Here is a 26349-nt window from a genome sequence, read left to right as displayed (position 1 = left end):
GGAATGTGTGACGCTGTGCCGTGTCATCCCTCAACACAGACAGGGTGTGCCCCGCGCTGTGTGCCCGTGTGCCTGCCGCTGTGCCCCTCGTAAGTGTGTTGATGCGGCAGGCGCGCACTGAGCCCGCGTGTGGGGCATTGGGGGCTGAGTGCAGGGCAGGGTGTGCCTCGCGCTCAGGTGCCCCCTGCCCCTTTGAGCTTGAGGCGCATTACTTGATACGTCCACGCTTGGCGGCAGCCTTAGCGCGAAGGTCTAGTGTCTCGGCGATGTCGTAATACAAATTGTCAACGCGGCAGTCTGTTGTGTCCCCATTGCGGAAGTGCACAGTCATTCCCTGTGGGCGCTCTCCTAGGAATGCATTAGCCACGAGGACGTGCACCGCGCGATAGTGAGTGGTGCCGTTCTCGTGCAACGTGACGCGTGACCACGGACGCCTATTAGCGCGACCATTGAACACGTGCGTTGCCTTGACGCGACCATTCCTTCGGATGCGTCCGAACGATGAAACTTCGTACTCGGGGAAGTCCTCAATTGGGTGCCATAGTTCACCATCGATACTCACGCGGGTTCCCCCTTTCGGAAGGGTAAGACATTGATACGGGCACACCGTGTGCCCACTTAGATACTATATTTAGGTAACCCCAATTAAGGCTCACCGCAGAGCAAGATCAACACCAATGCCGGCATTGGGGTTTCCGCAGGTCAGGTGGGGTGTACGTGCTAGGATGCCTCCCATGGATGCGGGATGGGTGGCAGTCGTTAGCGGCAGTATTGCAATGGTGTCTAGCTTTGGCACTGTGGCATTTACGAATGTTTTTGCGCAGAAGCGACACCGTTCAGAGCTGAGCAATGCTCAGGACTTAGAATCGCGCAAGTTGCTGTATGAGCGCCGGGTTGGCATGTATTCCGAAGTGTCGGAGACGCTAAAGGTCATTGACGACACCTTCAGTGAACTTCGGTGGGAGTATGTCAACCATAGTGATCGGATGAACGTAGAACTATATGATGACTTGCAGCGACGTATCGACTCCATTTGGGACGAGTTCATACCGAAGCTGAGGCATTTGGCGCGTACCGGGCTGGTTATCGCTCCTGTTGAATTATGCGACACGATCGGTGCTGTAGCGAACGAGGCTGTCATTGTCTTATTGCGCTTAAGGGGTGCGCATCGTGATAAGCGATGGTCACGGCTCGATTTCGTGAAGATGAGCAATGCGCTGATCCGAAACCATAGGCGATGTACCGATCTTATGGCTACGGGTCTTGGCAATGCGCGGAGCGGCGAAATCTCTCCTCTGATCGAGGATGCGTCAGAGTTTAGTGATTTCGACTTAGAGAACGCGGATACAATCGCGCTTGTCGAGGTTTACGAGATAATCTGAGAAGGGGATGCTCGGATAGGATGTCTGGCATGAGTGACGGAAGCGTAGGGCCGTGGTGGTTCGCGGCAGTGGTGGCAGGAATTACGGCGAGCGCCACCACACTATCCGCATGGGTGACGAACCACTATGCGAGCAAGCGCGCTACTGAGCAATTAGAGGCGCAGCGTGAGCAATTCACGGCGCAGATGGCGGCGCAACACAACATTGAGAATATCAAACTGTTGCACGATAAGCGCCAGAAGCTGTACTCTGAACTTCGCAAGGCGGTCTATTCGACGTCGGAAAAGATTGATGCGATGGCATTAGAACTTGAGGGCGAGGGTGAGCCTCAGGGTGAATGGAAAATTATTCCTAATGCGCACGGCCATCTAGGAAAGCTTCGCGAGTTGTCTCTGGACTGCGAGATTATTGGATCCCAAGAGGTGGCCAAATTCTCTCGCGTTGCCGTGCATATGTTGGAGGACATTAGCCGTAAATATGACGCAGCGCTGAGCGAGAGCGCCAATTTCGGTGTCATCGCTATGTGGGACTCTGTTCTTGATGCGTTCTATGAGACGACAGAACTAATGCGTCGCGATCTCGGCGTGGTGGAGTGACCGATTTTCCCTGTTCAGTAAAAGCTGCAAGTGCACTAGGATGTGACAATGGATGCGGGATGGGTGGCGGTCATCAGTGGCGGCATTGCGATGGTGTCCAGCTTCGGCACGGTCGCGTTGACGAATAAGAGTGCGCGCAAGCGATCCGAGCGCGAGCAAGACGCGCAAACAGAGCGTTTCGAGCGCCAGCAAAAGGTACAGTTATCTCAGTTTGAGCGCGCTGAGCAGAGGCAGCGGGACCAGTTTGCGTTGCAACTGAAAGCTCAGGTTGACCAGTTCACTAAGACAGTCAATGAACAACGAGACATTGAGATGCGCAAGTTAGTATACGGGCGGCGCGTTGAAGTCTATACTCACGTCTCGGAAACGTTGGAGCGTGTAACGTCGAGCAGTCTCCAAATGAAACAGTTGTACGAGAAGTATTGGGATGTAATGCCACGCGAGGTGCACCGGGAGTTGCGGGAACAGATAGAGGAATTAGGTGAGATTCAGGAGGTTTTGCGAAAGGCGGCGCGTGCAGCGATCATCATTGCATCGCCCGCGCTCTGTGCAACGATTGTCAGGTGTGGCTATGACATCACGAATATAACCACTCATCTGCGCAAGCACCACCGCGAGTTGACTTGGCGTAGGCTGGATATGAAAAAGATGAGGAATAGTCTCAGTCGAAATCATTCGCGGTGCATTCGACTCATGTCAGCAGACCTTGCTAATACGTGGGGTGCTGTTGCTCCGGGGGATCCGCACGATGGCAAAATCGCTGAAGCGGACCTGTTGCTTGAGGGGGCGCAAGACGTTCCCCCGGCGGTGCTGACTGATGAGTGAGCTGTGAGCGTCGCGAGGTGAAACACTGAAACACATCTGAAACATTTTTATGCCTCTGACCTGCGATGTTTCGATTGTTTCGATTGTTTCACTTCGCAGGGGACGGGGGTGCGCTTAACGCACGGATGCCGATGATGGCGCAAACACCCTCCGTCCTTAGTGAAGTGTAACAATCGAAACAATCGAAACACTAAGCATAAAACCGCAGGTCAAGGTGTGTCTGAGGGTGTTTCACCTGGTCGCCACAACTGAAACATGTGAAACACTCTCAACCCTGCTATTCCACAATCACCTCATCGTCGTCAATGCCACCAAGGTAGCGCTCCCACAATGGGTAAAAGTCGCTCCACTTATAACCGCGTGGTGTCTTAGTCCCAATTCGTACAGGGGCAACCCGCACTCCAAATTCCTTCAACAGGTCGCGGACGTGCGACGCGTCAAATCCATCCTTGCCCCACTTGCTGAACGACTCTTCAAACGTAGGCACTCCGCGCGCCAAATACGCGCCGGAAACATTCCTATCGTTGACGTCGCCCACGTCCTGCAACGACAGTGGGTTGTGGTACAGCTTGCGTGTAGCACGCAGGAACAACACCCCGGGTGTTTCGTAGTCCGTCTTAGCCGCATCCTTGAATGCCTCGCACGCGTCCTGTAGGCGCTTCTCCCAAACGTCTCCGGCGAGGATGGCAGGCACAGCGAGCGCGCCCCACAGTTCAAGGTCACGACCGCTCACGAAAACTGACAACCATTCCTCGGCGTCATCAAGAATGTCATTTACGTTGTCATCATCCTGCATCGCTGTGTACGACCACGACTCAAGTGCCGTTGCCGCATCATCGAACAATTGTCCGTGCTTCCTGCGCCTGTAACCTTCGGGGTTTTCCTCAGGGCTAGCCTTGACCATTTGCACTAGGAATGAGCGCGATAGCAACGCTTCAGGAATGCGCGCCTTAGCGAGACCGCCGAACACAATCGGCCCGAAGCACTCATAGGCGATGGCCTTTTGCTGGTCATTCTGGTCAGCGCGGATCACCTTCGCCCCACGGCGATATCCGGTGTTGAGAATCGCTGTAGTGCTTCCCGTGTCCTGCTGCTTCGACGCGTACAGATTGTCAATCTCGTCAAGCGACAAGGGGATAGGAAGTGCGGGTGCGGTCTCATTCGCGATCATGCCTTGCTGCAATCGCAAGATGGCGGCCGGAGAAGGGTCGGTCATAAGCTCACCCTTGCACAGTTGCATCATGCGTTCCTGTGCAATTGACTTTCCGCTGCCAGGCGTTGACGAGAGGAACCCTAGACGCGGTGCAATGTCGATTGATTCGGAGTAGCGGAGCATATGCGTCAGAGCTGCGTACAACGCCAGCACGTGATACCAACGCTCATCTTCTAGGTAGATGAACCGGCGTAGCAAAGCGACAACATCGTCTAGCAACTGTGCGGCATTGCCTGTGAACGTATCAGGAACGCGGTCACATGCGGGGGTGTAGTCCTTTGGCGTCGTCTCTGCTGCAATGCGTGCATCCCGCATAACCTTTGTTACGTCTCGCAAGTCCTCACCTCCGCTCACCTTGTACGCCTCTTCTAGCGCTGCCTGTACCTCATCCCAATCATCGCCCGTCCACGCTGCGCAACGGAATGCGTTGAGCGCTTCGCGGAATAGGTTGTCGTGACGTTCCCCGTGCTTCTCCGAAACGCTCTGCACACTTTCATTCAACCAACGACGGAACATCTCGCGTTCCGTTTCTGTGAGCTTGCCGGGTTCGGGTGTTACATCGCTTGCGGGGCGTTCAATGCGTTGCACCTTGTCGAGTAGCGCGGATGGGGCGTTGGTAATCTCTGCGCCGTCTTCAACCTCATATGTCCTACCGTCAATGGCAGACGTAGGAGCAACGATGTACCCGCCATCCCCACGCACGTCGATTCCAGGTGCAAGCTTTCCAACGCTGTTCGCTACGGCAAAGCCAGGATGATTGAACAAGATGTGCAACCCTCCGCTCTGCGTGCGAAACGTTCGTGTCTTCGGTAATGCTCCGCCGCATAGCTGCCTTACCGCGTCTACGCTTCCTCCGTGCTTAGGGTCAACGTCGACAACAAAGAGGCCGGACGATGCGCCCGTGACAAGTCCGATGTTGTTGTGTTCATTGTTCAACTCATCGACAAAGTCTCGCGAGTCAAGCACTGTCCATGCCAAGTGCCCCGAAGTACCTTCGGGCGGTTGCTTGGAATTGTGAGCCAACGGAAACAGCACCCACCCGCGCTCAAGCGCTGCACTAACAAAAGTGGTGCGGGCATTCATAATGTAGTCTCCTCTGTAGGGGAACAGTTCCCCCGGGTTGTTTCGTTCTTCATGTGTTCGGTCCGCTCAGCGCCCGTCGTGTCCTATGTGACATGGCGGGCGCTTTGTGTTTCCCGTGCATCAATCCTCCCTGTCGTCATCATCGTGTTCGTCATCGTCGTATTCCTCGAAATCCGTTCCGTACACGTTGTATGGTCGGTAAGTTTCGTAAGGGTCGCTCATCGCTGTGTGTTCCGTTGTGTGTGTCCGTGACAGTATTGGTCTGTTAGCTGGTTCTTTACGTGTGCGAGGTACAGCAGCACGAGCGCCAAACCTGCAAGCGTGATCATGCGACGTCTTGCAAGAATGTGGATGGGTCTACGTTGAGTGTGCGTGCGACGCGCAGCATCATCGGTAGCCGTGGGTATGCGCGTCCTGTAGTCCACTTCCAAAGTGTCTGCTGAGAAACACCCAACCGCGCGGCGTATTCCTTTTGCGTCAACCCTGACTCTTGCCATCCCGCATGGACGGCGCGCGCGAATGCTGTGTCTCGGTTCATCGTGTGGTCTCCTAACTTCGGTTGGTCGGCATTGGCCTAAATACGCCCCCGTCTGCAAACGGGGGCTCATAGATACGCTATATCTTCGGTTATGTCGCGTAGCGTCATGTTTGTGTAGAACGTTCAGGCATGCGCGCGTGTCGTCTTGAACGTGCACATTGGTCTAGTTCCTCTAAGTCCCTGACCTCGGTAGACTCAATGCCGGCGTTGGGATGTGCTGCAATATTGGTATGGCGGCATGTGCTACATGCACCCCTGCTGGCACATTCAATTCGTCAAGCGTCGCGTCCATGCCGCACGATGCGTTCCGGGTCAGTGTTCGTGATCATGATCGGTGCTCCGTTCTGTGTGTGGCCTCCGATCGGTCGGGGGCTGCAAGTTCCCCTTGACTACATTGAATGCCTTTGCATTTTGGCGAATGGCTATACATTCTTGCTCGATGTGACACGTCACTTACGGAGTGCGGCATAGATGCTTGCCTCCGCAAGTACGGTGCAGGCGCGGTGCACGGTTGGTGTAGAGTTGCAAACGCAAACCCATATGCCCTGAGCTGCACATACTCCGTGTTGGTGTAGGGAGTGCAGTGGTGTAGGGAGAATATTTCTTCTACACACGCAGGCGCATCACGTGCGCACAGCAAACCTCCGGGCGCTGTGCTCTCCCTGCACCCCTACACCCCGGGGCGTGGCAAGATGCGTGATCCGTTGGCAGGCAAGGGGAATCACGATGCAACGTGAGTGGGTGCAGGCGACACGGGGGCGCGCTGTGTGGCTGGTGTCGTACGAACTCGATAGCGGGTACGTAGTGCGGCGACACGTGCAGGCGTACACGGAGCGCGGGGCGCGTCGGCATGTGGCACACAGGGATGACGTGCGCGTCACCCTCTATGCACGCTCAGCGCCCGGCATGGGGTATCACGCAGTGCGTGCCGTGTCCGGCGTGTTGAGGGGCGCTCAACGCGTGTGGCGAGGGTGGCGGAAGAACGACGCTCAGCCGTGGTGAGCGTCTACGCCACCCGATAGATGGCACGGGCTAGAGAGCGCATGTCATCGCTTCCGTGCCCCTGAGCCGCCAAGCGCAATGGAGCGAGACGTACAGCCTTCCGCTTGCTGTTGACTGCCTTCACCTGAGCGAGTGCGTCACGGCCTGTCTTGAGCGCCTTATCCGCATATCCCGCTTCAAGGTAGGCGTGCGCCAATGTCGCCGTTTCGAACGCCCGTGAGCGTGATCCTTCTCTGCGCTGTGCCACACACTCCCGTAGATCCTCAATGGCGCGTTCTGGCGCTGAGGTCACCTGAGCCTGCCCCGTGACCCCCAGAAGGTCAGTGCGGTTGAAGAACGAGTGCATCCCCTCGTACTCGCGCTCAGGGCGCACACTGCTGTAGGCATCCCATGTCATCGACACGTGCCGCTGAACGTGCTCTGGCTTCAACATTGAGACAGTCCACGCCGAGTGAGACGCGAACGCTGCTGTGTAGAGCTTGCTACCGATGTTGCTCGCTGGGATGACAGCAAGTTGGTACAGCTTCAACGCTTGCTGCGCATCCCCGTAGTGCATCTCCGCTTTCCCGGATGAGAACAACGCGCGGCACTTTCCGAGATCATCGTTGTTCTCACCGGCGATGCTGAGCGCCTTCCCGAAGTGCTGCATCCCCAACAGGTAGTTGCCTGTGTCGATCGCGCACCAGCCCGCGAAGCTGTTCACCCAACCTTCCATCTTGGCCAGACGTGCGCGTACGTCCTCGCTCATCTCAGCCCGCAGAACTGTCCTGATTTGACGGATCAGCGCCTGTGCCGGGATGAGTTGCCCGCTGTGCTGCTGATCGAGCCGTTGCAGGGTTAGGAACAGTTCGTTGATGACATGCGCGTCAGCCTTGCCTATGCGCCTGTACTCGGTGACAGGTGACGACAGGTACTCAACACGTTCGCCTTCCTCACCAACCATGACGTTCAGCGCGTGTTCGACCATGTTGACGTCACGTGTCTTGATACGTGGCGCGTCGAGCGAGTACGCCAACCCCATGAGCCCGCGCGGGATGTTGAGGGCTTCAGCGATGCGTTCGAGTAGTTCGACGCTTTGCACCTTGCGCCCGTGTAGCACTTCGCTCACGTCGCTCTGCCGCATCCCCAGAAGCTCAGCGATGGCGCGTTGTGTCCAACCGGCGGCTCGCATCGTCTGAAGCACGCTGGCGATGTCATGCGTAGCGAGGGCATGCCGGATCGTCGCGTCATTCCAGTCGGGCAGGACAGGAGACATGCGATGAACCGTACACCCTCCGCTGTTATCGCAGGTCAGAGTTAGGTACTCTGTCAGGTGACGGGTCCATGTTCGCGTGCAGGCAGCCCGGCTGCTCCAGTGCGACCTGCGATTCCCGGGTCGGCTCCAGCGTGTTCCGCGGCCGCGCCGGATCGGTGAAGAACCGGAACGCGTCGTAGTGCCCGCACCGGATGTCCATCGATTCCACGACCCGGTCGGTCCCGGCCGAGCCGAGCCGCAGCGGGACCTGCGCGTGCCGCACCGAGTCCGCGGGCTCGCGGTAGACCATGGCCCATTCGTGCAGCCCGAAGCAGCTCAGCCGCGGCGCTCGCGAAGCCGTGGCCGACAGCAGCTTCAGCACGAACTCGGCGGTGCGCGCCCGGCGGCCGGTGAACGCCGCCGGGTCGAGCATCACCCCGGCCTCGGTCTCGACGTAGGCCGGACGCTCGAGGAACCGCCGCGCGGACGCTCCCGCGAGCACCACGCCCGGACCCGGCTGCCAGCGTTCGAGATGCCCCGGCCGGTGCGAGTAGTAGGTGAACAGGAAATCCAGCACGGGGTGTTTCTCGCCCCGCGCCCGGCGTTCCTGGTGCGGCCCGGTCCACGCGCGCATCCGCTCGGCATGCGCTCGCTCCCGGGCCTGCCAGTCCGCCTCGGCGAGCACGACGACCGCGCTCATGCCGCCACGTGAGTGCCGTCGCGCACGGTCCCCACGTACTCCTCGACGAGGTCCTCCAGCGCCACCACGCCGACGGCCGCGCCGGAAGCGTCGAGCGCCCGCGCGAGGTGGCTGCCTTCCTTGCGCATGGCCGAAAGCGCGACGTCGAGCCGCGCGTCCGACCGCAGTTCGGTGAGCGGCCGCGTCTTGTCGTCCGGCACCACCGTGTCCGGGTCCTGGCCGACGAGGTCGAGCACGTCCTTCACGTGGATGTAGCCGGTGAGCGAACCGTCGTCGGTGCACACCGGGAAGCGCGAGAACCCGGTGGTGGACACCGCCCGCTCGACGTCGCCGAGCGTCGGCCCGCAGGGGAGCGTCGTGAGCTCCGAGGTGGGCACCAGCACGTCCGCGACGGTCTTGGCGACCGACGACAGCGTCTGCGAAAGCCGCCGGTGCTCGGACTGGTCGAGCAGCCCTTCCTGGCGCGATTCGCTGAGCAGTTCGGCGAGTTCGTCGGAGCTGTACGCGGTCTCCAGTTCGTCCTTCGGCTCCACCTTCATCAGGCGCAGCAGCGAGTTCGCGACGAAGTTGAGGAACGCGATGACCGGGTTCGCCACCTTCACCCACGCCACGTGGACCGGCACGAGCCACAGCGCGAGCCGCTCCGGTTCGGCGATCGCGAGGTTCTTCGGCACCATCTCGCCGATCAGCACGTGCAGCATGGTGATGAACGCCAGCGCGATCGCGAACGAAATCGGGTGCAGCAGCTGGTCGGGCAGGCCGAGCAGATCGAAGAACCCGGACAGCCGGTGCGCGACCGCGGGCTCGCCCAAGCGGCCGAGCAGCAGCGAGCAGATGGTGATCCCCAGCTGTGCCCCGGCGAGCATCTGCGAGACGTGCTTGCTCGCGTTGATCACGATCTGCGCGCGGGTCTTTCCCTGTTCCAGCAACGCTTCCAGCCGGTCGCGGCGCGAGGAGATCAGGGTGAATTCCGCGCCGACGAAGAACGCGTTGGCCAGCAGCAGGACCACGACGAGGGCGATGTTCAGCCAGTCGCTCACGCGGTCACCTCGCGTTCGGCCGGGCGCACCTGGACCTCGGCGACGCGGTGCCGGTCCATGCTGGTGACCGCGAGCCGCCACCCGTCGACTTCGACGGCGTCGCCCTCGGCCGGGATCGCGCCGAGCCGCTCCAGGATCAGCCCGGCGATCGTTTCGTAGTCGCCCTCGGGCATCCGGAACCCGGTGATGTCGCGGACCTCGTCCGCGCGCAGCTGCCCGGACACGAGCCAGCGGTCCGCGCCGAGCTGCTGCGCGGCCGGGGCCTCGCGGTCGTCGTGCTCGTCGCGGACGTCGCCGATGATCTCCTCGACCACGTCCTCCAGCGTGACCAGCCCGGCGGTGCCGCCGTACTCGTCCACCACGATCGCCAGCTGGTAGCGCGAATCGCGCAGCCGGTTCAGCAGATCGTCGCCGGGCAGCGATTCCGGCACCGTCGGCACCGGCCGCATCGCCGACCGGATCCGCGTGGTCGCGCGGTCCGCGGCCGGGACGGCGAACGCCTGCTTGACGTGCACCGCGCCCTGGACGTCGTCGAGATCCTCGGTGTAGACGGGGAACCGCGAGAACCCGGTGCGCCGCGAGATGTCGATGAGGTCGTCGATCGTGTCGTCCACGGTGAGCGATTCGACCTGCACGCGCGGGGTCATCAGCTCGTCCGCGGTGCGGTCGCCGAAGCGCAGGGAGCGGTCCAGCAGCTCCGCGGTGGACGTGTCGAGCTTCCCGCTTTCCGCGCTGGAGCGGACGATCGAGCCCAGCTCCTGCGGCGACCGCGCGGAACGCAGCTCCTCCTGCGGCTCGATGCCGAACTTGCGGACGAGGAAGTTGGCGCTGTTGTTCATCAGCGTGATGAGCCAGCGGAACAGCGCCGAGAACCGGGCGTGGTAGCCGGAAACCGCGCGCGCGGTCGGCAGCGGCCGCGCGATCGCGATGTTCTTCGGCACCATCTCGCCGAGGATCATCGACAGGAACGTGGCCAGCACCAGCGCGACCGCCACCGCGACCCCGGACGCCGCCGAAGCGGGCAGGCCGGTCGCGTCGAGCAGCGGGCGGACCAGGTCGCCGATGAGCGGTTCGGCGAGGAAACCGGTGATCAGCGTGGTGAGCGTGATCGCGACCTGCGCGCCGGAGAGCTGGAAGCTCAGCGTGCGGTGCGCCTTCTGGACGGTGCGCGAACGCTTGTCACCGACCTGGCGGACGTCCGCGTCGACCGTGCTGCGCTCGAGCGCGGTCAGCGAGAACTCGGCCGCCACGGCGAGACCGGTGCCGATCGTGAGAAGAAGGAAGAGCAGCACGCCGAGCACGGAAAGCAGGACGTGGATCACAGCGCACCGTCCGGGACGGCGGAACGGACGGCGGGCGGAAAGCCGGGTCGATGCGGACCCGGCCCGGTACTGTCACCGGGCGATGGCGCAGCGCGCACGGATGGAAGTCACTCCTCAGCATAACGGGTTTGTAGTGCGACGATGCCGACAATCGTACCGGGTCCGGGCAGCCGTGCGGCGACAGGACGCGAACCTGGCGCCCGTTTTTCCGCCCGCCGCTGCGGGAACCGCCCTCCCGCCTGCGGCATCCCGGGCCGCTGACGTGCTCCAAGCCCCCGTGCCGCGTTGCGGTTTCTGAACAGGGTGAGCGCGGCGCTCGCCAGCGATGCGGAACTCCGGCGGACGAGACGCGCCGGACGGCTCCTCTCCCACTGCGGTCCGTGAAGGGCTCCTTGAGGGAATCTGATTCTGTCAAGGAGCCCTTCACGGACCTCGCCAAACGCGCGCGCCCGCCGCGGCGCGGCGAGAAACCCGCTGGTGCAGTGCGCGAAGCTGCCCGTTGCCGTTGCCGTTGCCGTTGCCCGCCCTGCGGCCGTCGCCCGCCCCGTTGCCGTTGCCCGTCCCGCGGCCGTCGCCCGCCCTGCGGCCGCTGCCTGCCGCTCGGTGCCTCTGCCCTTGCTGCCTGCCCTGTTTGCCCTGGCCCGCCTCGCCGCCTCGCCGCCTGCTGCCGCTGCTCGCCGCGCCTGCGCCTGGCTGCTGGGCGCGGCCGGACTGGCGGGAATGTCCGTGAGGGGTCCCCTCACGACCTCAACGAGACCACGCCACCCGCCCGGACGCTGCCGCGCGTCCGTCCACAGTGGTGGCTCAGCGCGGCCGTCGCCCCAGCAACGCCACCAGCCGGTCCGGAGCCGCCGCGTTGCGGCCGGCCGCGACTGGCGGGTCGAACAGCCCGAGGCCCTGCCAGTCGTCGATCATCGGGCGCAGCACGTCGAGCAGCCGCCCGGCGAGGACGTCCGGGACCGGGTTCGGGCGGCCGAGCGCGGTGGCGAGGTCCCAGCCGTGCACGGCGAGGTCGAGCGTCATCTGCCAGCCGTACTCCTCGGCGGGCACCAGTCCGAACGAGACGTGCACGGTGCGACGCAGCGCGCCGGGGGAGAGCCACGCTTCGCGGGCGGCGGCGGACGCCCTCTCCCACACCGAGAGTGGGTCGTCGCCGAGGACGTCTCCGTCGTAGCGGGTGCCGACCTCGTCGAGGGTCGCTCCGGCGAGCAGATGGGGTACCCAGAGTTGTTCGACGGCCAGATGATTCACCAGATCGCGTACCGACCAATCGGTGCACGGCGTGCCGCGGGCCCAGTCGCCGGGACCGGCGGCGCGCACGGCGGCGTCGAACACGTCCAGTGCGCTGCCGTGGGCGGAGAGGAGATCCACGGGGCACATTGAACACGATTCAGCTGCGCGCGCCCGGCCGGTGTCGTCGCACGGTCTCTTCGACGAGGTCCAGCACCGGGCCCAGATCGTCGCCCGGGAGGCCCATCGCGAGGTGCGACACGAGCCCTTCCAGCACGAGTTCCAGGAACGCGGTCAGCACGCTGACGTCGACGTCGTCGCGCAGGTTGCCTGCCTTGCGCTGCCATTCGAGACGGTCGCGGGTGGCCTCGGTCAGCTGCTGCGAGCGTTCCGCCCACCGGCCGCGGAACTCCGGGTCGGTGCGCAGCCGCCGCGAGACCTCCAACCGGGTGCCGAGCCAGTCCGCCGGATGTTCGCTGTTCCCGGCCAGCAGGTCGCGCATGACCTGGACCAGGCCCTGTTCGGCGACGACGTCGGCCATCCGCACCGCGTCGTCCTCGGCGAGGGCGAGGAAGAGCGATTCCTTGTCGCGGAAGTGGTGGAAGATCGCCCCGCGCGACAATCCGGTGGCTTCTTCCAGACGGCGGACCGTGGCACCCTCGTAGCCGTAGCGTGCGAAACACACGCGCGAGCCGTCGAGGATCTGCCGGCGGCGTGCGTCGAGGTGATCCTGGCTGACCCGTGGCATCCTGAAATCCTGACATCGAGGACCGGGTTCTCGCAATCCGTACGTACGTACTGTGACGAGACGGCGGAACGGATGCGCGCCGTCACACTGGCGGGTTCTCGGCTGACACGACCGGGCCGGTTGACTACGCTGTGCACATCACGACGTGAGCACCGGAAAGGGAGCGGCCTTGGTCATCGGCGAGTCGGGCCGTGCGCGCGGCGGTTTCGCCATGGACGCGGCGGAGCTGACCGCGGTCATCCGGTTGTGGGAGGACCAGCTCGCGAAGATCGCCGCCGACGGCCGTGCGATCGACGAGATCCTCGCGGTCTTCGCCGCCCCCGGCTCGGACCCGGCGAGCACGGAGTACGCGGCCGCCGGCGCGGACTCCCTGCACACGCTGCGCGACCAGAACGAGGCGCTGCGCCGGTACGCCGCCGGATACCTCGACAAGCTGCGCGCCGCGCGGGACCGGACGACCGAGGCGGACCAGGCCGGCGCCGACCTCAGTCGCGGCCGGTAAGCGGACGGCCCCGGCCGCGCACGAAGGGAACCAGGTGGACGGCAAGCAGATCTTCGACAACTTCCGCGGCGGCGACACGTCCGGTTTGCGTGCCGCCGCGGCGAAGGTCCAGGAGCTTTCGGCGGCCTACCTGGAGCGCGCGCAAAGCGTGAAAGAGCTTCAGGAGCGGATGGCGCGCTCGTGGACCGGCGACTCCGCCGACGCCGCGAAGGCGGGCGCGGGACCGGTCGAGGCCGGGTTCCGGGAGTCCGTCGACCCGCTCGACCTCACCAGCGCGTCGATGGACACCCAGGCCAGCAGCTTCGAAAGCTCCCGGCACGCGGTCGTCAACGTGCCGCCCCGCCCGGAGCGGCCGCAGCCGTGGGCCGGGCCGTTGCAGGCGGTGCTGCCCGCCTCGGCCGCACCAGTGTCCTTTCAGGACAGCATCGACCGGTTCCACGGCGCGAACGAGAACAACGTCCGGGTGATGGAGCAGTACCACGGCGTCACCGCGAACACGAAACGCGTGCTGCCGAAGCAATACGGCCCGATCGTCGCCGACGGCGTCGCGGTCCGCCGGACCACTTCGGACAGTACGGCCACGCAGACCGCCGCGAGCCATGACCGGAACGGTCCCGGCGCGGCGGTGCTGCCCGCTCCGGTGAGCGAGCCGTCCCAGCGCGGCTCGGGTCCGGCGGTCGGCGGCGCGCCTGTCGCGGCGGGCGGCCCCGGCGACGGCCTGCATTGGCGGCCGGAGTACCTCCTCGAGTCCGATCCGGAGGGCGCGTTCGGGGCGGACGGTTCGGCGACCCAGCCGGTTCTCGGCGACGAGGAGGAGTAGCCGGTGGCCGATCCGGCGGGACGGGTGGATGTCCCGGTCGAAGCGCTCGCGGCGCTGGCCGAACGCGAGCAGGTGGGCCGGTTGCACGTGACGCTGCGGCCGGATCCGGCGTGGCTGTCGGAAACCGAACGCGACGAAGCGGCCAAGCGGGTGGACGACGCGCTGGCGCTGGCCGGCCTGGTCGACTCGCGCGGCCGGGCCACGGTGGACTTCCTGGACTGGTTGCCGCTGCTCGTGCGCCCGGTGGTCGAGTACTACGGCTGGGTCGCGACCGGCGACCGCACGTACGGCGTGCTCGCCGCGGCGAGTGGACTGCAGGCGGTGCTCGCGGTGTCGGACGGCGAACACGTCGGGGTCCAGGAGATCGACCGCGAACGCGTGCTGGAAACGCTGGTGGAGCAGCTGCCCGCGGTGGGCCCGGGCGGCGGTTACGTGCGCACCGTGCGCGTCGCGGACCTGACCGAAGCCGCCCGTCGCGGCGAGGACGCTTTTCCGTTGGACCCGGTGCTGTCGGACGTGCTAACCCTGGTGCAGCGTCCGGTGCACGGAAGCGGAGAGCTGTACGCGGGACGACGCGACGACGTCGGCCGGTACGTCCGGTTGGAAGAACCCCTGCACTACGCGGACACGGACTGGGGCCGGTACCTGAGCTACACCGTCGGGGCCGGGCCGGACGCGGAAATCCGGATCGGGCCGGCCGGCCCGGCCGAACTGTGCGGTGCGCTGCGGGCTCTGGAGCGCACCCTGAACTGAGGGGACGCTGCGGTGCGCTATCCGGAAATCGAACCGTACGACAGCGGCCTGCTGGACGTCGGCGACGGCCACCGGGTGTACTGGGAAACCTGCGGCAACCCCGAGGGCAAACCGGTCGCCGTCCTCCACGGCGGCCCGGGAACCGGCTGCAGCGAAGGCATGCGGCAGTTTTTCGACCCGGCAAAATACCGGATCGTCCTGCTGGACCAACGCGGCTCCGGCCGCAGCACCCCGCACGCAGGCGACACCGTGGAAGCGCTGAAGGCGAACACCACCAGCCACCTGATCGCAGATCTGGAATTGCTGCGGGAAACCTTGAAAATCGACCGCTGGCAACTCTTCGGCGGCTCCTGGGGCTGCGTACTAGGCCTGGCTTACGCGGAACAGCATCCCGAACGAGTGACGGAAATCGTCATGATGGGCCTGGCCACCGACCGTCAGATCGAAATCGACCAGCTGACCGGCGGCCTCGCAGAAATGTTCCCGGAATCCTACGCAAGCTTCCGAGACGGCGTACCGGAAACCGAACGAGACGGCGACCTGTCAGCAGCCTACTACCGCCTGCTCACCGACCCAGACCCCGCAGTGCACGAGCCAGCAGCACAACGTTGGTGCGCTTGGGAATCCGCCATGCTCCCCGGCGTCCCGCCCTCCCCGAAATTCGAAGACCCCCGCTTCCGCCTGGCCTTCGCCCGATTGGTCACCCACTACTTCTCCCAAGGCTGCTTCCTGGAAGACGGCGGAATCCTCCGCAACGCAGGAAAACTGACCGGCATCCCGACAGTACTGGCACAAGGCATCCTGGACCTGAGCAGCCTGGCAGGCACCCCCTGGCTCCTGGAACAAGCAATCCCGGACGCAGAACTAATCCTGGTAAGCGGCGCAGGCCACACCACCGCAGTCCCCTCGATGGAACACACCCTAATCGCAGCCACCGACAAATTCGCCGCCCGTCCCTGAAGGAGCCCTTCACGACCTTTTCGGTACGTGAGGGCCACCCTGAGGGAATCTGATTCCCTCAGGGTTCCCTTCACGACCCTCGCCCCGCCCACGACCCGCCCCGCATCCACCCGGGATTCGCCCCAATGCGGCATTGGGTGCATCAGACGCAACGAACGCCACTTTGGGTGCATCGCACGCACCCAATGCCACTTTGGGGCGCTAGCCCCGCCGCGAACGAAACCGCCACCGATGCACCCAACAATCGGTGCACCCACACCACCCCCGCACCCCGATACGAAGCCAAAATGCGGTCTGAGGGTGCTTGTCAAGGCATCTTTCCCGCCTTGACAAGCACCCTCAGACCGTCATCACAATCAGCTTCGGGGTGCCCCACGCAACCAACAGGCGCAATGTCGCCGCCAGGCGACGAGCCGCCCCCTACGGAATCATCAACGCAGGCACTCCCGTCGGACTCAACGCGTCCGCATTCCGCGCCTCCCGAGCAGCTTCAGCCTGCCGCAACGCAGTAACCCGAGGCGGAACCCGATCCAAGTGCCACTCCGCCAACACCAACGCCACCTTGGCCTGCATCTCCGTCCGCAACCGCAAGAACGAATCAGCCGGATCCGCCCCGACCTCCCCGAGCAGCAACCACCAAGCCCAAGCCGCAGCCCCGGCATTGGCGATAAAGTCCGGAATCACCGCAACCCCACGAGCCGACAACGCCGCCTCGGCCTCCGGAGTAGTAGCAGCGTTAGCCGCCTCCACCACCACCTTGGCCTTGACGAGATTCTCGTTGTCCACCCGCAACGCGTAAGAAATAGCCGCCGGAACAAAGATATCCGCCTCAGCAGCCACCACCGCCTCCCGCGGCAGCGACTGGACCCCTTCCGGCAACCGCCGCCGGTCAACCTCCCCGAACCGGTCCCGCAACTCCAGCAACGCGGGAATGTCCAACCCCTCCGGGTCGTACAACGTCCCAGCCGCATCCGCGACAGCCACGACCTTCATCCCCGCCTCGTGCAGGTACCAAGCCGCGCCGCCGCCCATCGTCCCGATCCCCTGAATGGCGACAGTCGTCTCCGGAACAGCCCACCCCCAGGTGTTGGCCGCCCCGAGACAAGCCTGCGCCACCCCGTACCCGCCGATCACGTCCCCGAGCAACTGCCCGCCGGGAACCGGCGCGTTCAGCCCAGCCTGAACCCGCCGAAGCGTGCGCGCCGGATCAGCCGACCGGCGGATCGCGGCGTGGTACGACTGCTCCAGCCCGAGCGTCGCGAAAACCTCGTCGATGAGATGCTGCGGCACCCCCAGGTCCTCCGCGGTCACCCAGCTGGAGTCCAGCCAGGGACGCAGGAACTCGCAGAACCGGGTGAGCACACCGGTAGCGCGCGGGTCCTTGGGGTCGAAGTCGATGCCGCCCTTCGCGCCGCCGACCGGGAGGTTGAACGCGGCCGTCTTGTTCGCCATGCCGCGCGCGAGGTCGGCCACCTCGTCGACCGTGCAGCCGGCGCGCATTCGCGTGCCGCCCGTGGCGACGCCGGAAACCAGGCTGTGCACGACCAGGTAGCCGCGCGCGCCCGTGACCGGGTCCGTCCACGTGAGCTTCATCAGCGGTTCGGCGATCCGCGTGTCCATCGAGCCACTCACCTCCTCGAGTCCTTGGCAGCGCGCTTCGCCGCCTGCTTCCGAGGGTGCTGCCACTTCGGGGGCCGCGTCCATTTACCGAATGTGCACGAAGTTGTTTAGGGTTCGTACATGGAGCTTTCGTTGCACCGCTTGAGGATGCTCCGCGAACTGCACCGCAGGGGCACGGTCACCGCGGCTGCCGCGGCGTTGCATTACACCGCTTCGGCGGTGTCGCAGCAACTCGCGCAGCTGGAACGCGACGTCGGCGCGAAGCTGTTCGAACGGCTCGGCCGCCGGGTCCAGCTGACCGAGCTCGGCATCCTGCTCACCGAGCACGCCGAGGAGATCCTGGGTTCGGTCGAGCGCGCGACGCTCGCGCTGGAGGAAGCGCAGGGTTCGATGTCCGCGCGGCTCACCGCGGGAGTCTGGGCGTCGGTGGCGTCCGGTTTGCTGCCGACCGCGCTCACCGCGCTGGCCGCGGATTACCCGGGAATCCAAGTGCGGACGAAGGAACTGGCCCCGGAGGCGACCGCGGACGCGGTGCGGGACGGCTCGCTGGACCTGTCGTTCGTCATCGACTACTCGGATGCCCCGATGGAGTGGAGCGACGGGCTGGAGCGCGCGGTCGTGGCGGTGGAACGGCTGCACGCGGCGGTCCCGGCGGGCGCGCTGCAGTCGGCCACGGTGCCGCTCGACGCGCTCGCGGAGCACCCGTGGATCCTGGCGAGCCCTAAGTCCCATTTCGGCCGCGCGATCCGGATTGCCTGCCAGCGGCACGGTTTCCAGCCGAAAATCAATCACGAGGTCGAGGAGCAGTCGACCGCGATGGCGATGGTGGGCGCCGGGCTCGGCGTCACCCTGGTGTCCGATCTCGGCCTGCGGCTGCTGCGCCCGCCGGGAATCGACGTCGTCGCATTGGCCCCGCCGCTGCTGCGGACGGTGTCGATCGCTTATCGCCGCACGGAGATCCGGCGGCCGGCGTTGCACCTGGTGGTGGCGGCGGTGCAGAAAGCGGCGGCGGAGCTGGGACTGGGGACCGAGCCCGCTCTGCCGTGAGTCCGGGGTGCCCCGGATGGAGCAGTGCCCGCCAGGTTGATCCATTCGGTGAACTCCCAGGTCAACCAGGATTACGGGTTCCTTATCGATCGTCTCCGGCGCTTCTCGGCCCTGTTTTTGTCGGACCCCGCGTGTAGCGTCGCGAAGCGACGAGGTCCGGCCCCGCGGACCTCCTGATGGGGACGGCGACAGATGACTGCAGTGCACGACTTTCCGGACAGATCGGGGAGTGCGGCGAACCGGACCGCGCGGGTGCTCGCTGACCGCGCGGAGGGGGAGCGGTACGTCGCGTCGGTCTGTTTCAAGCACGGCCCGCCGAGACTGCTCGGGGTGGAACTGGAGTTCACCGTGCACCATTCCGGCGACCCGGTCCGCCCGCTCGACCCCGATGTCCTCGCGACGGCGCTCGGCCCGCACACCCCGCGGACGCTGCGCCCCGACAGTCCCGCGATCCCGCTCCCGGCCGGCGCGCCGGTGAGCCTGGAACCGGGCTGCCAGGTGGAGATCTCCGCTCCGCCGCAGGCCTCGCTGCGTGCCCTGCACGCGGCTGTGGAGGCCGATCTCGCTCATCTCACCGGTCTTCTCGCTCGCCACGGCCTCGAACTCGGGGCCGCGGGCATCGACGAACACCGTCCGCCCCGGCGCGTTCTGCGCACGCCCCGCTACGCCGCCATGGAACGCCGGTTCGCCCCGATCGGGGCGGGCGGCATCACCATGATGTGCAGTACCGCGGGGCTGCAGATCTGCGTCGACGCGGGCGAAGCCCACGAGGTCGCCGCGCGCTGGGCGGCCGCGCACGCGATGGGCCCGCCGCTGCTGGCCCTGTTCGCGAATTCCCGCGTGCACGCCGGAACCGACACCGGATTCGCGTCGGCGCGCTGGCTCGCGGTCATGGAAACCGAACCGGTCCGCACCCAGTCGCCCGAACCCGGGGACGACCCGGCGCGCGAATGGGCCCGCCGGATGATGGACACGCCGCTGATGGTGTTCCCGCGCGGCGAACGGCCGTGGGACGCGCCGGAGGGGCTGACCTTCGCCGAGTGGATCGGCGGCCGGGGCGCGGCCACCGTGCTGCGCCGCCCGACTGCCGCGGACCTCGACTACCACCTCACCACGATGTTCACCCCGGTGCGGCCGCAGGGCTACCTCGAACTGAGGTACCTGGACGGGCAGCCGCCGGGGGAATGGCTGCCGCCGGTCGCGCTGGTCACCGCGCTGCTGGCGAATCAGTCCACTGTGGACAAAGTACGCGAGGTGTGCGCGCCCGCGGCCGGCCGCTGGGCCGACGCCGCCCGGTGCGGGATAGCCGACGCGCAACTGGCGGCGGTCGCCAGGGAGCTGGTGGAACTGGGCGTCGCCGAACTGCCCGCCACCGGGCTTCCGGACGACACCGTCGCCCGGCTGGCCGCCGGGCTGCGGACGCGGGCCGCCGGGGTCCCGCGCCAGGACCGATGAGCAGGACCGAGAACACCGCCGGGCGGGGAGCCCGGCGAACCGGACTCGAGGAGTCAGGAGCCATGAGCACCATCCCCGAACAGAACCCGTTGCTGGAGCTGAGCCCGCAAGACCTGCGGGCGCACGCGGCCGCGGCCCTCACCCGGGCGCGCGAGCGCAGCGTGGCCCTCACCGACGCGGTCGACGACGAGGACCTCGTGCGGCAGCATTCGAAGCTGATGTCGCCGCTCGTGTGGGACCTCGCGCACATCGGCAGCCAGGAAGAACTGTGGCTGGTCCGCGACGTCGGCGGCCGGGAGCCGCTGCGGCCGGACATCGACGACCTGTACGACGCCTTCCAGCACGCCCGCGCGGACCGCCCGGCGCTGCCGCTGCTCGGCCCGGCCGAGGCCCGGGCGTACGTGAAGGAAGTTCGCGAAAAGGCGTTCGACGTCTTGGAAACCGCCCCGCTGGAAGGCAGGCGGCTCACCGAGAGCGCCTTCGCGTTCGGCATGATCACCCAGCACGAACAGCAGCACGACGAGACCATGCTGGCCACCCACCAGCTGCGCAAGGGCGAACCGGTGCTGCACGCCCCGGAGCCGCCGCGCGCGCCCGCCCGGAAGCTGCCCGCCGAGGTGCTCGTGCCCGGCGGCCGGTTCACCATGGGCACCACCGCCGAACCGTGGGCGCTGGACAACGAACGCCCGGCGCACGAGGTCGACGTGCCCGCCTTCGTCCTCGACACCACGCCGGTCACCTGCGGGGCGTACGTCGAGTTCCTGGAATCCGGCGGTTACCACGACCAGCGGTTCTGGAGCGAGCTCGGCTGGGCCTGGCGGCAGGAGCACGACATCACCGCGCCCCGGTTCTGGCGCCGCGAACCGGACGGCTGGTGGCGCACCCGTTTCGGCGTGCGCGAGCGCGTCCCGGCGAATGAGCCGGTCGTGCACGTTTCCTATTACGAGGCGGAGGCGTACGCGCGCTGGGCGGGCAAGCGGCTGCCCACCGAGGCGGAGTGGGAGAAGGCCGCCCGGCACGACCCGGAGAGCGGACGGTCGCGGCGATTCCCCTGGGGCGACGAGGAACCGACCGCCGAGCACGCCAACCTCGGACAGCGCCACCTGCGCGCGGCCGAGGCGGGCGCGTATCCGGCCGGTGCGTCGCCGCTGGGCGTGCACCAGCTGATCGGCGACGTCTGGGAGTGGACGAGCACCGATTTCCACGGCTACCCGGGCTTCGCGGCGTTCCCGTACCGGGAGTACTCCGAGGTGTTCTTCGGACCGGAGTACAAGATCCTGCGCGGCGGGTCGTTCGGCACCGACGCGGCGGCGATCCGGGGCACGTTCCGCAACTGGGACTACCCGATCCGGCGGCAGATCTTCTCCGGTTTCCGGTGCGCGCGCGATCCGCGCCCGGGCGAGGCAGGCTAGCCGGATGTGCCGTCATCTCGCCTATCTCGGCGCGCCGGTGTCCCCGGCGGAGCTGATGTTCGCCGCGCCGCACGCGCTGCTCGTGCAGTCGTACGCGCCGCTCGACATGCGCGGCGGCGGTTCGGTGAACGCCGACGGCTTCGGCCTCGGCTGGTACCCGGAGCCGGGTGCGCCGCCGCAGCGCTACCGCCGCCGCGAACCGCTGTGGACCGACCAGACGCTGCCCGCGCTGGCCGCGTCGGTGCGCACTCGCGCGTTCGTCGCGGCGGTGCGCAACGGCACCACCGGAATGCCGGTTACCGAAGCGGCCGCCGCGCCGTTCGCCGAAGGCCGCTGGCTGTTCAGCCACAACGGCGTGGTGCGCGGCTGGCCCGGTTCGATGCGCGGGCTGGCCGGGCGGCTGGACGTCACCGAGTTGTTCACGCTCGAAGCGCCGACGGATTCCGCACTGCTGTGGGCGTTGCTGCGCGCCCGGCTGCGCGCGGGGGAGGAGCCGCTCGAAGCGGTGACCGGCCTCGTGCGGGAGGTCGAGGCGGTCGCCCCGGGCTCCCGGCTGAACCTGCTGCTCACCGACGGCGAACTGCTCGTCGGCACCGCCTGGACGCACGCGTTGTCCGTGCGCCGCACCGAAACCGGCGTGGTGCTGGCGTCCGAGCCGTGCGATCCGGACCCGGCCTGGACCGCCGTGCCCGACCACCACGCCGTGCGCGTCACCGCGGCCGGCGTCGACGTCCTTCCCCTGACCCTGGAACGGAGCACCGCCCGATGACCGAAGCGGACCTGGAGAGCCATCGCCGCGACGTGACCGCCGAACTGCGCGCGGACGTGCGCGAGGGGCTCACGGCCAACCAGAAGTGGTTGCCGCCCAAGTGGTTCTACGACGCCGAAGGCAGCAAACTGTTCGAGAAGATCACCGCGCTGCCGGAGTACTACCCGACCCGCAGCGAGCGCGAGGTGCTCGCGGAGCGGGCGGCCGAGATCGCCGAACGCACCGGCGCGCACACGCTCGTCGAGCTGGGGTCGGGGTCGAGCGAGAAGACCCGGCTGCTGCTGGACGCGCTCACCGCGCACGGCACGCTGGAGGCGTTCGTGCCGATGGACGTGTCGGAAACCGCGCTCGCCGAGGCCGCCGCGGCGATCACGGCGGACTACCCGAAGCTCGAGGTGCGCGGGGTGGTCGGCGACTTCACCCAGCATCTGCAGCTGCTGCCCGGCACCGCGCCGCGGGTCGTCGCCTTCCTCGGCGGCACGATCGGCAACTTCCTGCCCGACGAGCGAGCCGAGTTCCTGCACTCGGTGCGCGACGTGCTCGGCGAGGGGGAGTGGCTGCTGCTCGGCACCGACCTGGTGAAAGACCGGGAAACGCTGGAACGGGCCTACGACGACGCCGCGGGCGTCACCGCGGCGTTCAACCGCAACGTGCTGCGCGTGATCAACGCCGAACTGGGCGCGGACTTCGACCCGGACGAGTTCGACCACGTCGCCTACTGGAACGCCGACCGCGAGTGGATCGAAATGCGGCTGCGCGCCCGGCGGCGGACGGAGGTGCGCATCCCCGGCGCGGACCTGATCGTCCCGTTCGCCGAGGGCGAGCACATCCGCACCGAGGTGTCCGCGAAGTTCCGCCCCGACGGCGTCGAGGCGGAACTGAACGCCGCCGGGTTCGCGCTCGAGCGATGGTGGACAGACTCACAGCAGCGGTTCGGGGTGAGTTTGGCAAGATCAGTGCGTGCGTAACCCTCTCGCGGCACTCGCCCGCAAGCTCGGCACCCAGCGCCGGCTGATGGGCGCCTCGCGCGCCATCATCGCGACCGACCGGCAGCTGCACCGGTGGTTCGGCGGCCGGATCAGCCTGGTCGGCCTGGCCGGACTGCCGTCGCTGCGCCTCACCACCACCGGACGGCGCAGCGGCCTCCCGCGGAGCACGAACTTGCTGTACTACCCCCACGGCAGCGAGTTCGTGCTCACCGGCTCCAACTGGGGCCGTCCGAAGAACCCGGCGTGGACGCACAACCTCCGCGACAACCCGAAGGCGACGGTCGCGCTGCGCGGCCGCGAGATCGAGGTCAAGGCGCGGGAACTGGAAGGCGCGGAGTACGACCGGATGTGGGCGGAACTGCTCGAATTCTGGCCGGGCTACGAAATGGAACGCGCCACGGCGGGGCGGGAGCTGCCCGTATTCGTGCTGACCCGCTGCTGACGATCGAGCGGTGAGCGGAATCGAGCTGCTGGGCTCCGCACGGGTTTGCGAAACCAGCCGTGAGCGTGCTTGGCCCCCGCGGGGAGGCAATGCGCGAGAGAGTGCGCGTGGCCGGTTGCTGGAAATCGTCGCTGACCGCGGATCAGCGCGATGCGTCCAATCGGAGCAAGGCTGTCGCGTCTCCGGGCGGGGTGGTCGCTATCCCGATCTGGGTGTCGGCGTTGGGGTTGACGTCCACCGTCGTGTCAGCTGCCCGGCGGACCCGGTGACCTCGAAGCAGAGTTTGCCGTTGCCCGCCGAGCCGATCCGGTCGGTGGAGCGGACGATGGTCAGACCGACAGTTTCGGGCGCGGGGCAGGGTCTGTAGAGAATGTGGCCGTCGCCGCTGATCAGCTGCACGTGGTCGCTGGCGAGGATCGCCGCGGCAGCCGCTGGCAGCAGTACGGTATCGAGCCTGTTGTCAAAATCGGACCTATCTCGGAGATCTGAATGTATGTGGTGCACGGCTGGTTCGAGCTGTGGGAATCCCCGGCCGAGCCGGAGTGGGGCGAGGAGAAGTTCGACGAGCTGGTCGAAGAGGTCCGGGCGCGGATCGCCGGCACCGACTTCGGAACCAGCGAAGTGACGATGAAGATCTTCAACGGCATCTACGTCCTGAGGGTGGACGGGGCTCCCAACCACCGCGGGACGGAAATACCCGAGGTGATCGGATTCCTGGAGTACGTCGCCCGGCTGCTTCCCGGGTCGCACGGGCTCCTGTACGAACGAGACGAGGAGGCTACCGACGCGCCCGGGCAGAACGGGTTCCGGGTCCGGGTCATGGCGCGCGGGGAACTGAGTCTCCGGCTGGACCCGTTCCTCTCGCCGATCCAGCCCGTCGTCGAGGATCCCTGATCGGCGGTCGCTCGGCAGAACCCCGCACATCCTCCTTTTGGCCGGTGCCCGGCTTGGCCGGATTGTGCCAGTCTCGGTGACGCCCCGTAATCAGACGGGTGCGCAACCAGGGGAGATTCCACGTGCGCGGAGCGAAAAGAGCACGAGCCGGAGCACTGGTCGCGGCGATCGCGACCGCGCTGACCGGGCTGGCGGGCACTGCCGTCGCGGCGCCCGCCGGTCCGGCGGCGCAGCAGGCCACACCCGCGGAGATCGCGCGCACCGCGCCGGTCCGGTGGGAGGACTGCACCAAAGACCAGCTGCGCGGGGTCCCGGAAGACCAGGTGAAGCTGTACAGCTGCTCGCGTTACCGCGTGCCGGTCGACCACGACGACGCGTTGCTCGGCAGCATCGACATCGCGCTGATGAAGCGCGCCGCCAAGGTCCCCGGGCAGCGGATCGGGTCGCTGTTCCTCAACCCGGGCGGTCCGGGCGGGTCCGGGCTGCGGATGCCGATCGCGGGCGACCGCTACTTCCGCCCGCAGGTGATGGACCGCTTCGACCTCGTCGGGTTCGACCCGCGCGGCGTCGGGGCCAGCAATCCGCTGCGCTGCTTCACCACCGCCGAGGACGCCGCGGACGTGCAGAACGAGATGGTCCCGGTTCCGTTGTCGCGCAAGGAAATCTCCGGCACGCTCGCCGCGTACCGCGACTACGGCCAGTTCTGCCGCCGCAACGCGGGCGCGCTGCTCGACCACATGTCCACCCGCGACGTCGTGCGCGACCTCGACCAGTTGCGCGCCGCCGTCGGCGACAAGCAGCTGACCTACACCGGGTTCTCCTACGGCACCCTCGTCGGCTCCACCTACGCGGCGATGTTCCCGAAGCAGACGCGGGCGATCGTGATCGACGGGAACGTCGACCCGCAGCTGCGCACCAACGACGGCGTCACCTACGACCTCGCGCGGGCGCAGGGCTTCGAGATCGCGCTCGCCGGTTTCCTCGACCGCTGCGCCCAGGCCGGCGACAAATGCGCGTTCAGCGCGGGCGACCCGCGCGCGAAGTTCGACGAGTTGCGCGAGCACGTGCGCACTGATCCGATCACGCTGCCCGACGGCACGAAGATCGACCTCGGCGCGTTGACCGGCGCGGTGTCGAGCTCACTGTATTCGCCCGCCTCGTTCGGCGAGTTGGCGGAGGGTTTGCAGCAGGCGTACTCGGTGCTGCACCCGTCGTTGCAGGCGCAGTCCGCGCGGAAGGGCACCCTGTCCGCGGGCCGCGGCGGTCTGCTCGACCTCGCCCCGGACAGCCCGTACACCGGCGACGACTCCTACTTCGCGGTGAACTGCGCGGACAAGCCGATGCGGATCCGGCAGGAGCAGGTACCGGGCATCGCGGCGAAGGCGGACCGGGAATCGCCGACTTTCGGCCGCTACCAGGTGTTCTCCGACATCGCCGCGTGCCCGGTGTGGCCCGCCGCGAAGACGTCCGACCCGTACCGCGGGCCGTGGCGCGCGAACACCGCGACGCCGGTCCTGGTGGTGAGCAACTTCTACGACCCGGCCACCCGGTACCGCTTCGGCCAGCGGATGGCCGAGGAACTGGGCAACTCGCGGCTGCTGTCGGTCGACGCGTTCGGCCACTGCATCCTCGGCAAGGCCCGCGGCGTGGACGACGCGACCGCCGCGTACCTGATCGACCTGAAGGTGCCCGCCGCCGGCCAGGTGTTCCAGCCGGACCAGCAGCCGTTCACGACGCCCGCGAAGGGCTGATCGGTTGATCTTCGGCCCGGAA

General features: G+C 66.3%; 24 protein-coding genes and 1 pseudogene. 15 read left to right on the top strand and 10 right to left on the bottom strand.

What is annotated here, in order from left to right:
• Positions 1-208: 208 nt before the first annotated feature.
• Positions 209-562: an HNH endonuclease gene (locus tag FKO37_RS47800; RefSeq protein WP_374204418.1), complete on the bottom strand. Its 354-nt coding sequence runs from the start codon at positions 560-562 to the stop codon at positions 209-211.
• A gap of 172 nt (positions 563-734) precedes the next feature.
• On the opposite strand from FKO37_RS47800, the gene FKO37_RS29830 reads away from it, so the two are divergent.
• From FKO37_RS29830 to FKO37_RS29820, 3 genes are read left to right on the top strand one after another with little or no spacing between them, the layout of a single operon-like run.
• A complete protein-coding gene (locus FKO37_RS29830; RefSeq protein WP_238606631.1) occupies positions 735-1382 on the top strand; it encodes a hypothetical protein in 648 nt (215 codons plus the stop codon).
• Positions 1383-1411: 29 nt separating this feature from the next.
• Complete coding sequence (locus FKO37_RS29825) at positions 1412-1978, top strand: hypothetical protein (RefSeq protein ID WP_238606630.1); 567 nt, start codon at positions 1412-1414, stop codon at positions 1976-1978.
• 48 nt (positions 1979-2026) lie between these two features.
• Complete coding sequence (locus tag FKO37_RS29820) at positions 2027-2803, top strand: hypothetical protein (RefSeq protein ID WP_238606629.1); 777 nt, start codon at positions 2027-2029, stop codon at positions 2801-2803.
• 277 nt (positions 2804-3080) lie between these two features.
• On the opposite strand, the gene FKO37_RS29815 is transcribed toward FKO37_RS29820, so the two are convergent.
• The 8 genes and pseudogenes from FKO37_RS29815 to FKO37_RS29785 all read right to left on the bottom strand — a co-directional run bounded on the left by FKO37_RS29815 (position 3081) and on the right by FKO37_RS29785 (position 12913).
• Positions 3081-5099 carry a bifunctional DNA primase/polymerase gene (locus FKO37_RS29815; RefSeq protein ID WP_238606628.1) on the bottom strand — a complete coding sequence of 673 codons (2019 nt, stop codon included), beginning with the start codon at positions 5097-5099 and terminating at the stop codon, positions 3081-3083.
• A gap of 325 nt (positions 5100-5424) precedes the next feature.
• Positions 5425-5637 (bottom strand): helix-turn-helix domain-containing protein, encoded by a 213-nt coding sequence (locus tag FKO37_RS47795; protein WP_374204417.1) that lies wholly within the window; start codon positions 5635-5637, stop codon positions 5425-5427.
• A gap of 1006 nt (positions 5638-6643) precedes the next feature.
• Complete coding sequence (locus tag FKO37_RS29810; protein ID WP_238606627.1) at positions 6644-7894, bottom strand: helix-turn-helix transcriptional regulator; 1251 nt, start codon at positions 7892-7894, stop codon at positions 6644-6646.
• A gap of 64 nt (positions 7895-7958) precedes the next feature.
• A pseudogene (locus FKO37_RS29805) lies at positions 7959-8573 on the bottom strand (3-methyladenine DNA glycosylase); the annotation flags it as partial.
• On the bottom strand, positions 8570-9613 hold the full coding sequence (locus FKO37_RS29800; protein ID WP_037814302.1) for a hemolysin family protein: 1044 nt from the start codon (positions 9611-9613) through the stop codon (positions 8570-8572). The pseudogene FKO37_RS29805 and the gene FKO37_RS29800, both read right to left, overlap by 4 nt.
• The gene (locus FKO37_RS29795; protein ID WP_037814301.1) at positions 9610-10935 is read right to left on the bottom strand and encodes a hemolysin family protein; all 1326 of its coding nucleotides are present in this window, start codon (positions 10933-10935) and stop codon (positions 9610-9612) included. Before FKO37_RS29795 ends, FKO37_RS29800 begins: the two co-directional genes overlap by 4 nt.
• A gap of 804 nt (positions 10936-11739) precedes the next feature.
• Positions 11740-12306, bottom strand: coding sequence for a TIGR03086 family metal-binding protein (locus FKO37_RS29790; protein WP_238606626.1), 567 nt, complete (start codon positions 12304-12306; stop codon positions 11740-11742).
• Positions 12307-12325: 19 nt separating this feature from the next.
• Complete coding sequence (locus FKO37_RS29785; RefSeq protein ID WP_037814298.1) at positions 12326-12913, bottom strand: TetR/AcrR family transcriptional regulator; 588 nt, start codon at positions 12911-12913, stop codon at positions 12326-12328.
• A 145-nt stretch (positions 12914-13058) separates the two neighbouring features.
• Here FKO37_RS29785 and FKO37_RS29780 point away from each other — a divergent pair, with 145 nt between their 5' ends.
• From FKO37_RS29780 to pip, 4 genes are read left to right on the top strand one after another with little or no spacing between them, the layout of a single operon-like run.
• Positions 13059-13415, top strand: coding sequence for a hypothetical protein (locus FKO37_RS29780; protein WP_043838036.1), 357 nt, complete (start codon positions 13059-13061; stop codon positions 13413-13415).
• 34 nt (positions 13416-13449) lie between these two features.
• Entirely contained in the window at positions 13450-14235 is a 786-nt protein-coding gene (locus FKO37_RS29775; RefSeq protein ID WP_238606625.1) for a WXG100 family type VII secretion target, read from the top strand.
• 24 nt (positions 14236-14259) lie between these two features.
• Positions 14260-14988, top strand: a complete 729-nt coding sequence (locus FKO37_RS29770) for an ESX secretion-associated protein EspG (RefSeq protein WP_107051067.1) — start codon at positions 14260-14262, stop codon at positions 14986-14988.
• Positions 14989-15000: 12 nt separating this feature from the next.
• Complete coding sequence (gene pip / locus FKO37_RS29765) at positions 15001-15948, top strand: prolyl aminopeptidase (RefSeq protein WP_238606624.1); 948 nt, start codon at positions 15001-15003, stop codon at positions 15946-15948.
• A 420-nt stretch (positions 15949-16368) separates the two neighbouring features.
• Here the strand turns inward: pip and FKO37_RS29760 are convergent, their stop codons facing one another.
• Positions 16369-17568: a Glu/Leu/Phe/Val dehydrogenase dimerization domain-containing protein gene (locus FKO37_RS29760; RefSeq protein WP_238606623.1), complete on the bottom strand. Its 1200-nt coding sequence runs from the start codon at positions 17566-17568 to the stop codon at positions 16369-16371.
• Positions 17569-17688: 120 nt separating this feature from the next.
• Here FKO37_RS29760 and FKO37_RS29755 point away from each other — a divergent pair, with 120 nt between their 5' ends.
• The 8 genes from FKO37_RS29755 (at position 17689) to FKO37_RS29720 (ending at position 26327) form a co-directional block, all read left to right on the top strand.
• Positions 17689-18615, top strand: a complete 927-nt coding sequence (locus FKO37_RS29755; protein WP_037814293.1) for a LysR family transcriptional regulator — start codon at positions 17689-17691, stop codon at positions 18613-18615.
• A 192-nt stretch (positions 18616-18807) separates the two neighbouring features.
• Positions 18808-20070, top strand: coding sequence for a glutamate-cysteine ligase family protein (locus tag FKO37_RS29750; RefSeq protein ID WP_238606622.1), 1263 nt, complete (start codon positions 18808-18810; stop codon positions 20068-20070).
• 62 nt (positions 20071-20132) lie between these two features.
• Positions 20133-21482 (top strand): ergothioneine biosynthesis protein EgtB, encoded by a 1350-nt coding sequence (egtB, locus tag FKO37_RS29745; protein ID WP_238606621.1) that lies wholly within the window; start codon positions 20133-20135, stop codon positions 21480-21482.
• A 4-nt stretch (positions 21483-21486) separates the two neighbouring features.
• Positions 21487-22251 (top strand): ergothioneine biosynthesis protein EgtC, encoded by a 765-nt coding sequence (egtC, locus tag FKO37_RS29740; protein ID WP_134668409.1) that lies wholly within the window; start codon positions 21487-21489, stop codon positions 22249-22251.
• Positions 22248-23219, top strand: coding sequence for an L-histidine N(alpha)-methyltransferase (egtD, locus tag FKO37_RS29735; protein ID WP_238606620.1), 972 nt, complete (start codon positions 22248-22250; stop codon positions 23217-23219). Before egtC ends, egtD begins: the two co-directional genes overlap by 4 nt.
• Positions 23212-23682 carry a nitroreductase family deazaflavin-dependent oxidoreductase gene (locus tag FKO37_RS29730; protein WP_134668414.1) on the top strand — a complete coding sequence of 157 codons (471 nt, stop codon included), beginning with the start codon at positions 23212-23214 and terminating at the stop codon, positions 23680-23682. Before egtD ends, FKO37_RS29730 begins: the two co-directional genes overlap by 8 nt.
• Before the next feature lie 489 nt (positions 23683-24171).
• Positions 24172-24576, top strand: a complete 405-nt coding sequence (locus FKO37_RS29725; protein ID WP_037814282.1) for an Imm7 family immunity protein — start codon at positions 24172-24174, stop codon at positions 24574-24576.
• Between the two features lie 122 nt (positions 24577-24698).
• Positions 24699-26327 carry an alpha/beta hydrolase gene (locus tag FKO37_RS29720; protein WP_238606619.1) on the top strand — a complete coding sequence of 543 codons (1629 nt, stop codon included), beginning with the start codon at positions 24699-24701 and terminating at the stop codon, positions 26325-26327.
• The last annotated feature ends 22 nt before the right edge of the window (positions 26328-26349 follow it).

The sequence above is a fragment of the Amycolatopsis sp. Poz14 genome (assembly GCF_006704225.1).
In the GTDB taxonomy this organism is placed as follows: domain Bacteria; phylum Actinomycetota; class Actinomycetes; order Mycobacteriales; family Pseudonocardiaceae; genus Amycolatopsis; species Amycolatopsis nivea.
Note: the sequence above shows the minus strand (reverse complement) of the source record. Positions and strands in the feature narration are given on the sequence as shown.

Coding starts and splice junctions, on each gene's coding strand:
- FKO37_RS29755 (WP_037814293.1), top strand. CDS start 17,689: ATGGAGCTTTCGTTGCACCGCTTGAGGATGCTCCGCGAACTGCACCGC.
- egtC (WP_134668409.1), top strand. CDS start 21,487: ATGTGCCGTCATCTCGCCTATCTCGGCGCGCCGGTGTCCCCGGCGGAG.
- FKO37_RS29725 (WP_037814282.1), top strand. CDS start 24,172: ATGTATGTGGTGCACGGCTGGTTCGAGCTGTGGGAATCCCCGGCCGAG.
- FKO37_RS47795 (WP_374204417.1), bottom strand. CDS start 5,637: ATGAACCGAGACACAGCATTCGCGCGCGCCGTCCATGCGGGATGGCAA.
- egtB (WP_238606621.1), top strand. CDS start 20,133: ATGAGCACCATCCCCGAACAGAACCCGTTGCTGGAGCTGAGCCCGCAA.
- FKO37_RS29760 (WP_238606623.1), bottom strand. CDS start 17,568: ATGGACACGCGGATCGCCGAACCGCTGATGAAGCTCACGTGGACGGAC.
- egtD (WP_238606620.1), top strand. CDS start 22,248: ATGACCGAAGCGGACCTGGAGAGCCATCGCCGCGACGTGACCGCCGAA.
- FKO37_RS29750 (WP_238606622.1), top strand. CDS start 18,808: ATGACTGCAGTGCACGACTTTCCGGACAGATCGGGGAGTGCGGCGAAC.
- FKO37_RS29825 (WP_238606630.1), top strand. CDS start 1,412: ATGAGTGACGGAAGCGTAGGGCCGTGGTGGTTCGCGGCAGTGGTGGCA.
- FKO37_RS29785 (WP_037814298.1), bottom strand. CDS start 12,913: ATGCCACGGGTCAGCCAGGATCACCTCGACGCACGCCGCCGGCAGATC.
- FKO37_RS29815 (WP_238606628.1), bottom strand. CDS start 5,099: ATGAATGCCCGCACCACTTTTGTTAGTGCAGCGCTTGAGCGCGGGTGG.
- FKO37_RS29810 (WP_238606627.1), bottom strand. CDS start 7,894: ATGTCTCCTGTCCTGCCCGACTGGAATGACGCGACGATCCGGCATGCC.
- FKO37_RS29830 (WP_238606631.1), top strand. CDS start 735: ATGGATGCGGGATGGGTGGCAGTCGTTAGCGGCAGTATTGCAATGGTG.
- FKO37_RS29820 (WP_238606629.1), top strand. CDS start 2,027: ATGGATGCGGGATGGGTGGCGGTCATCAGTGGCGGCATTGCGATGGTG.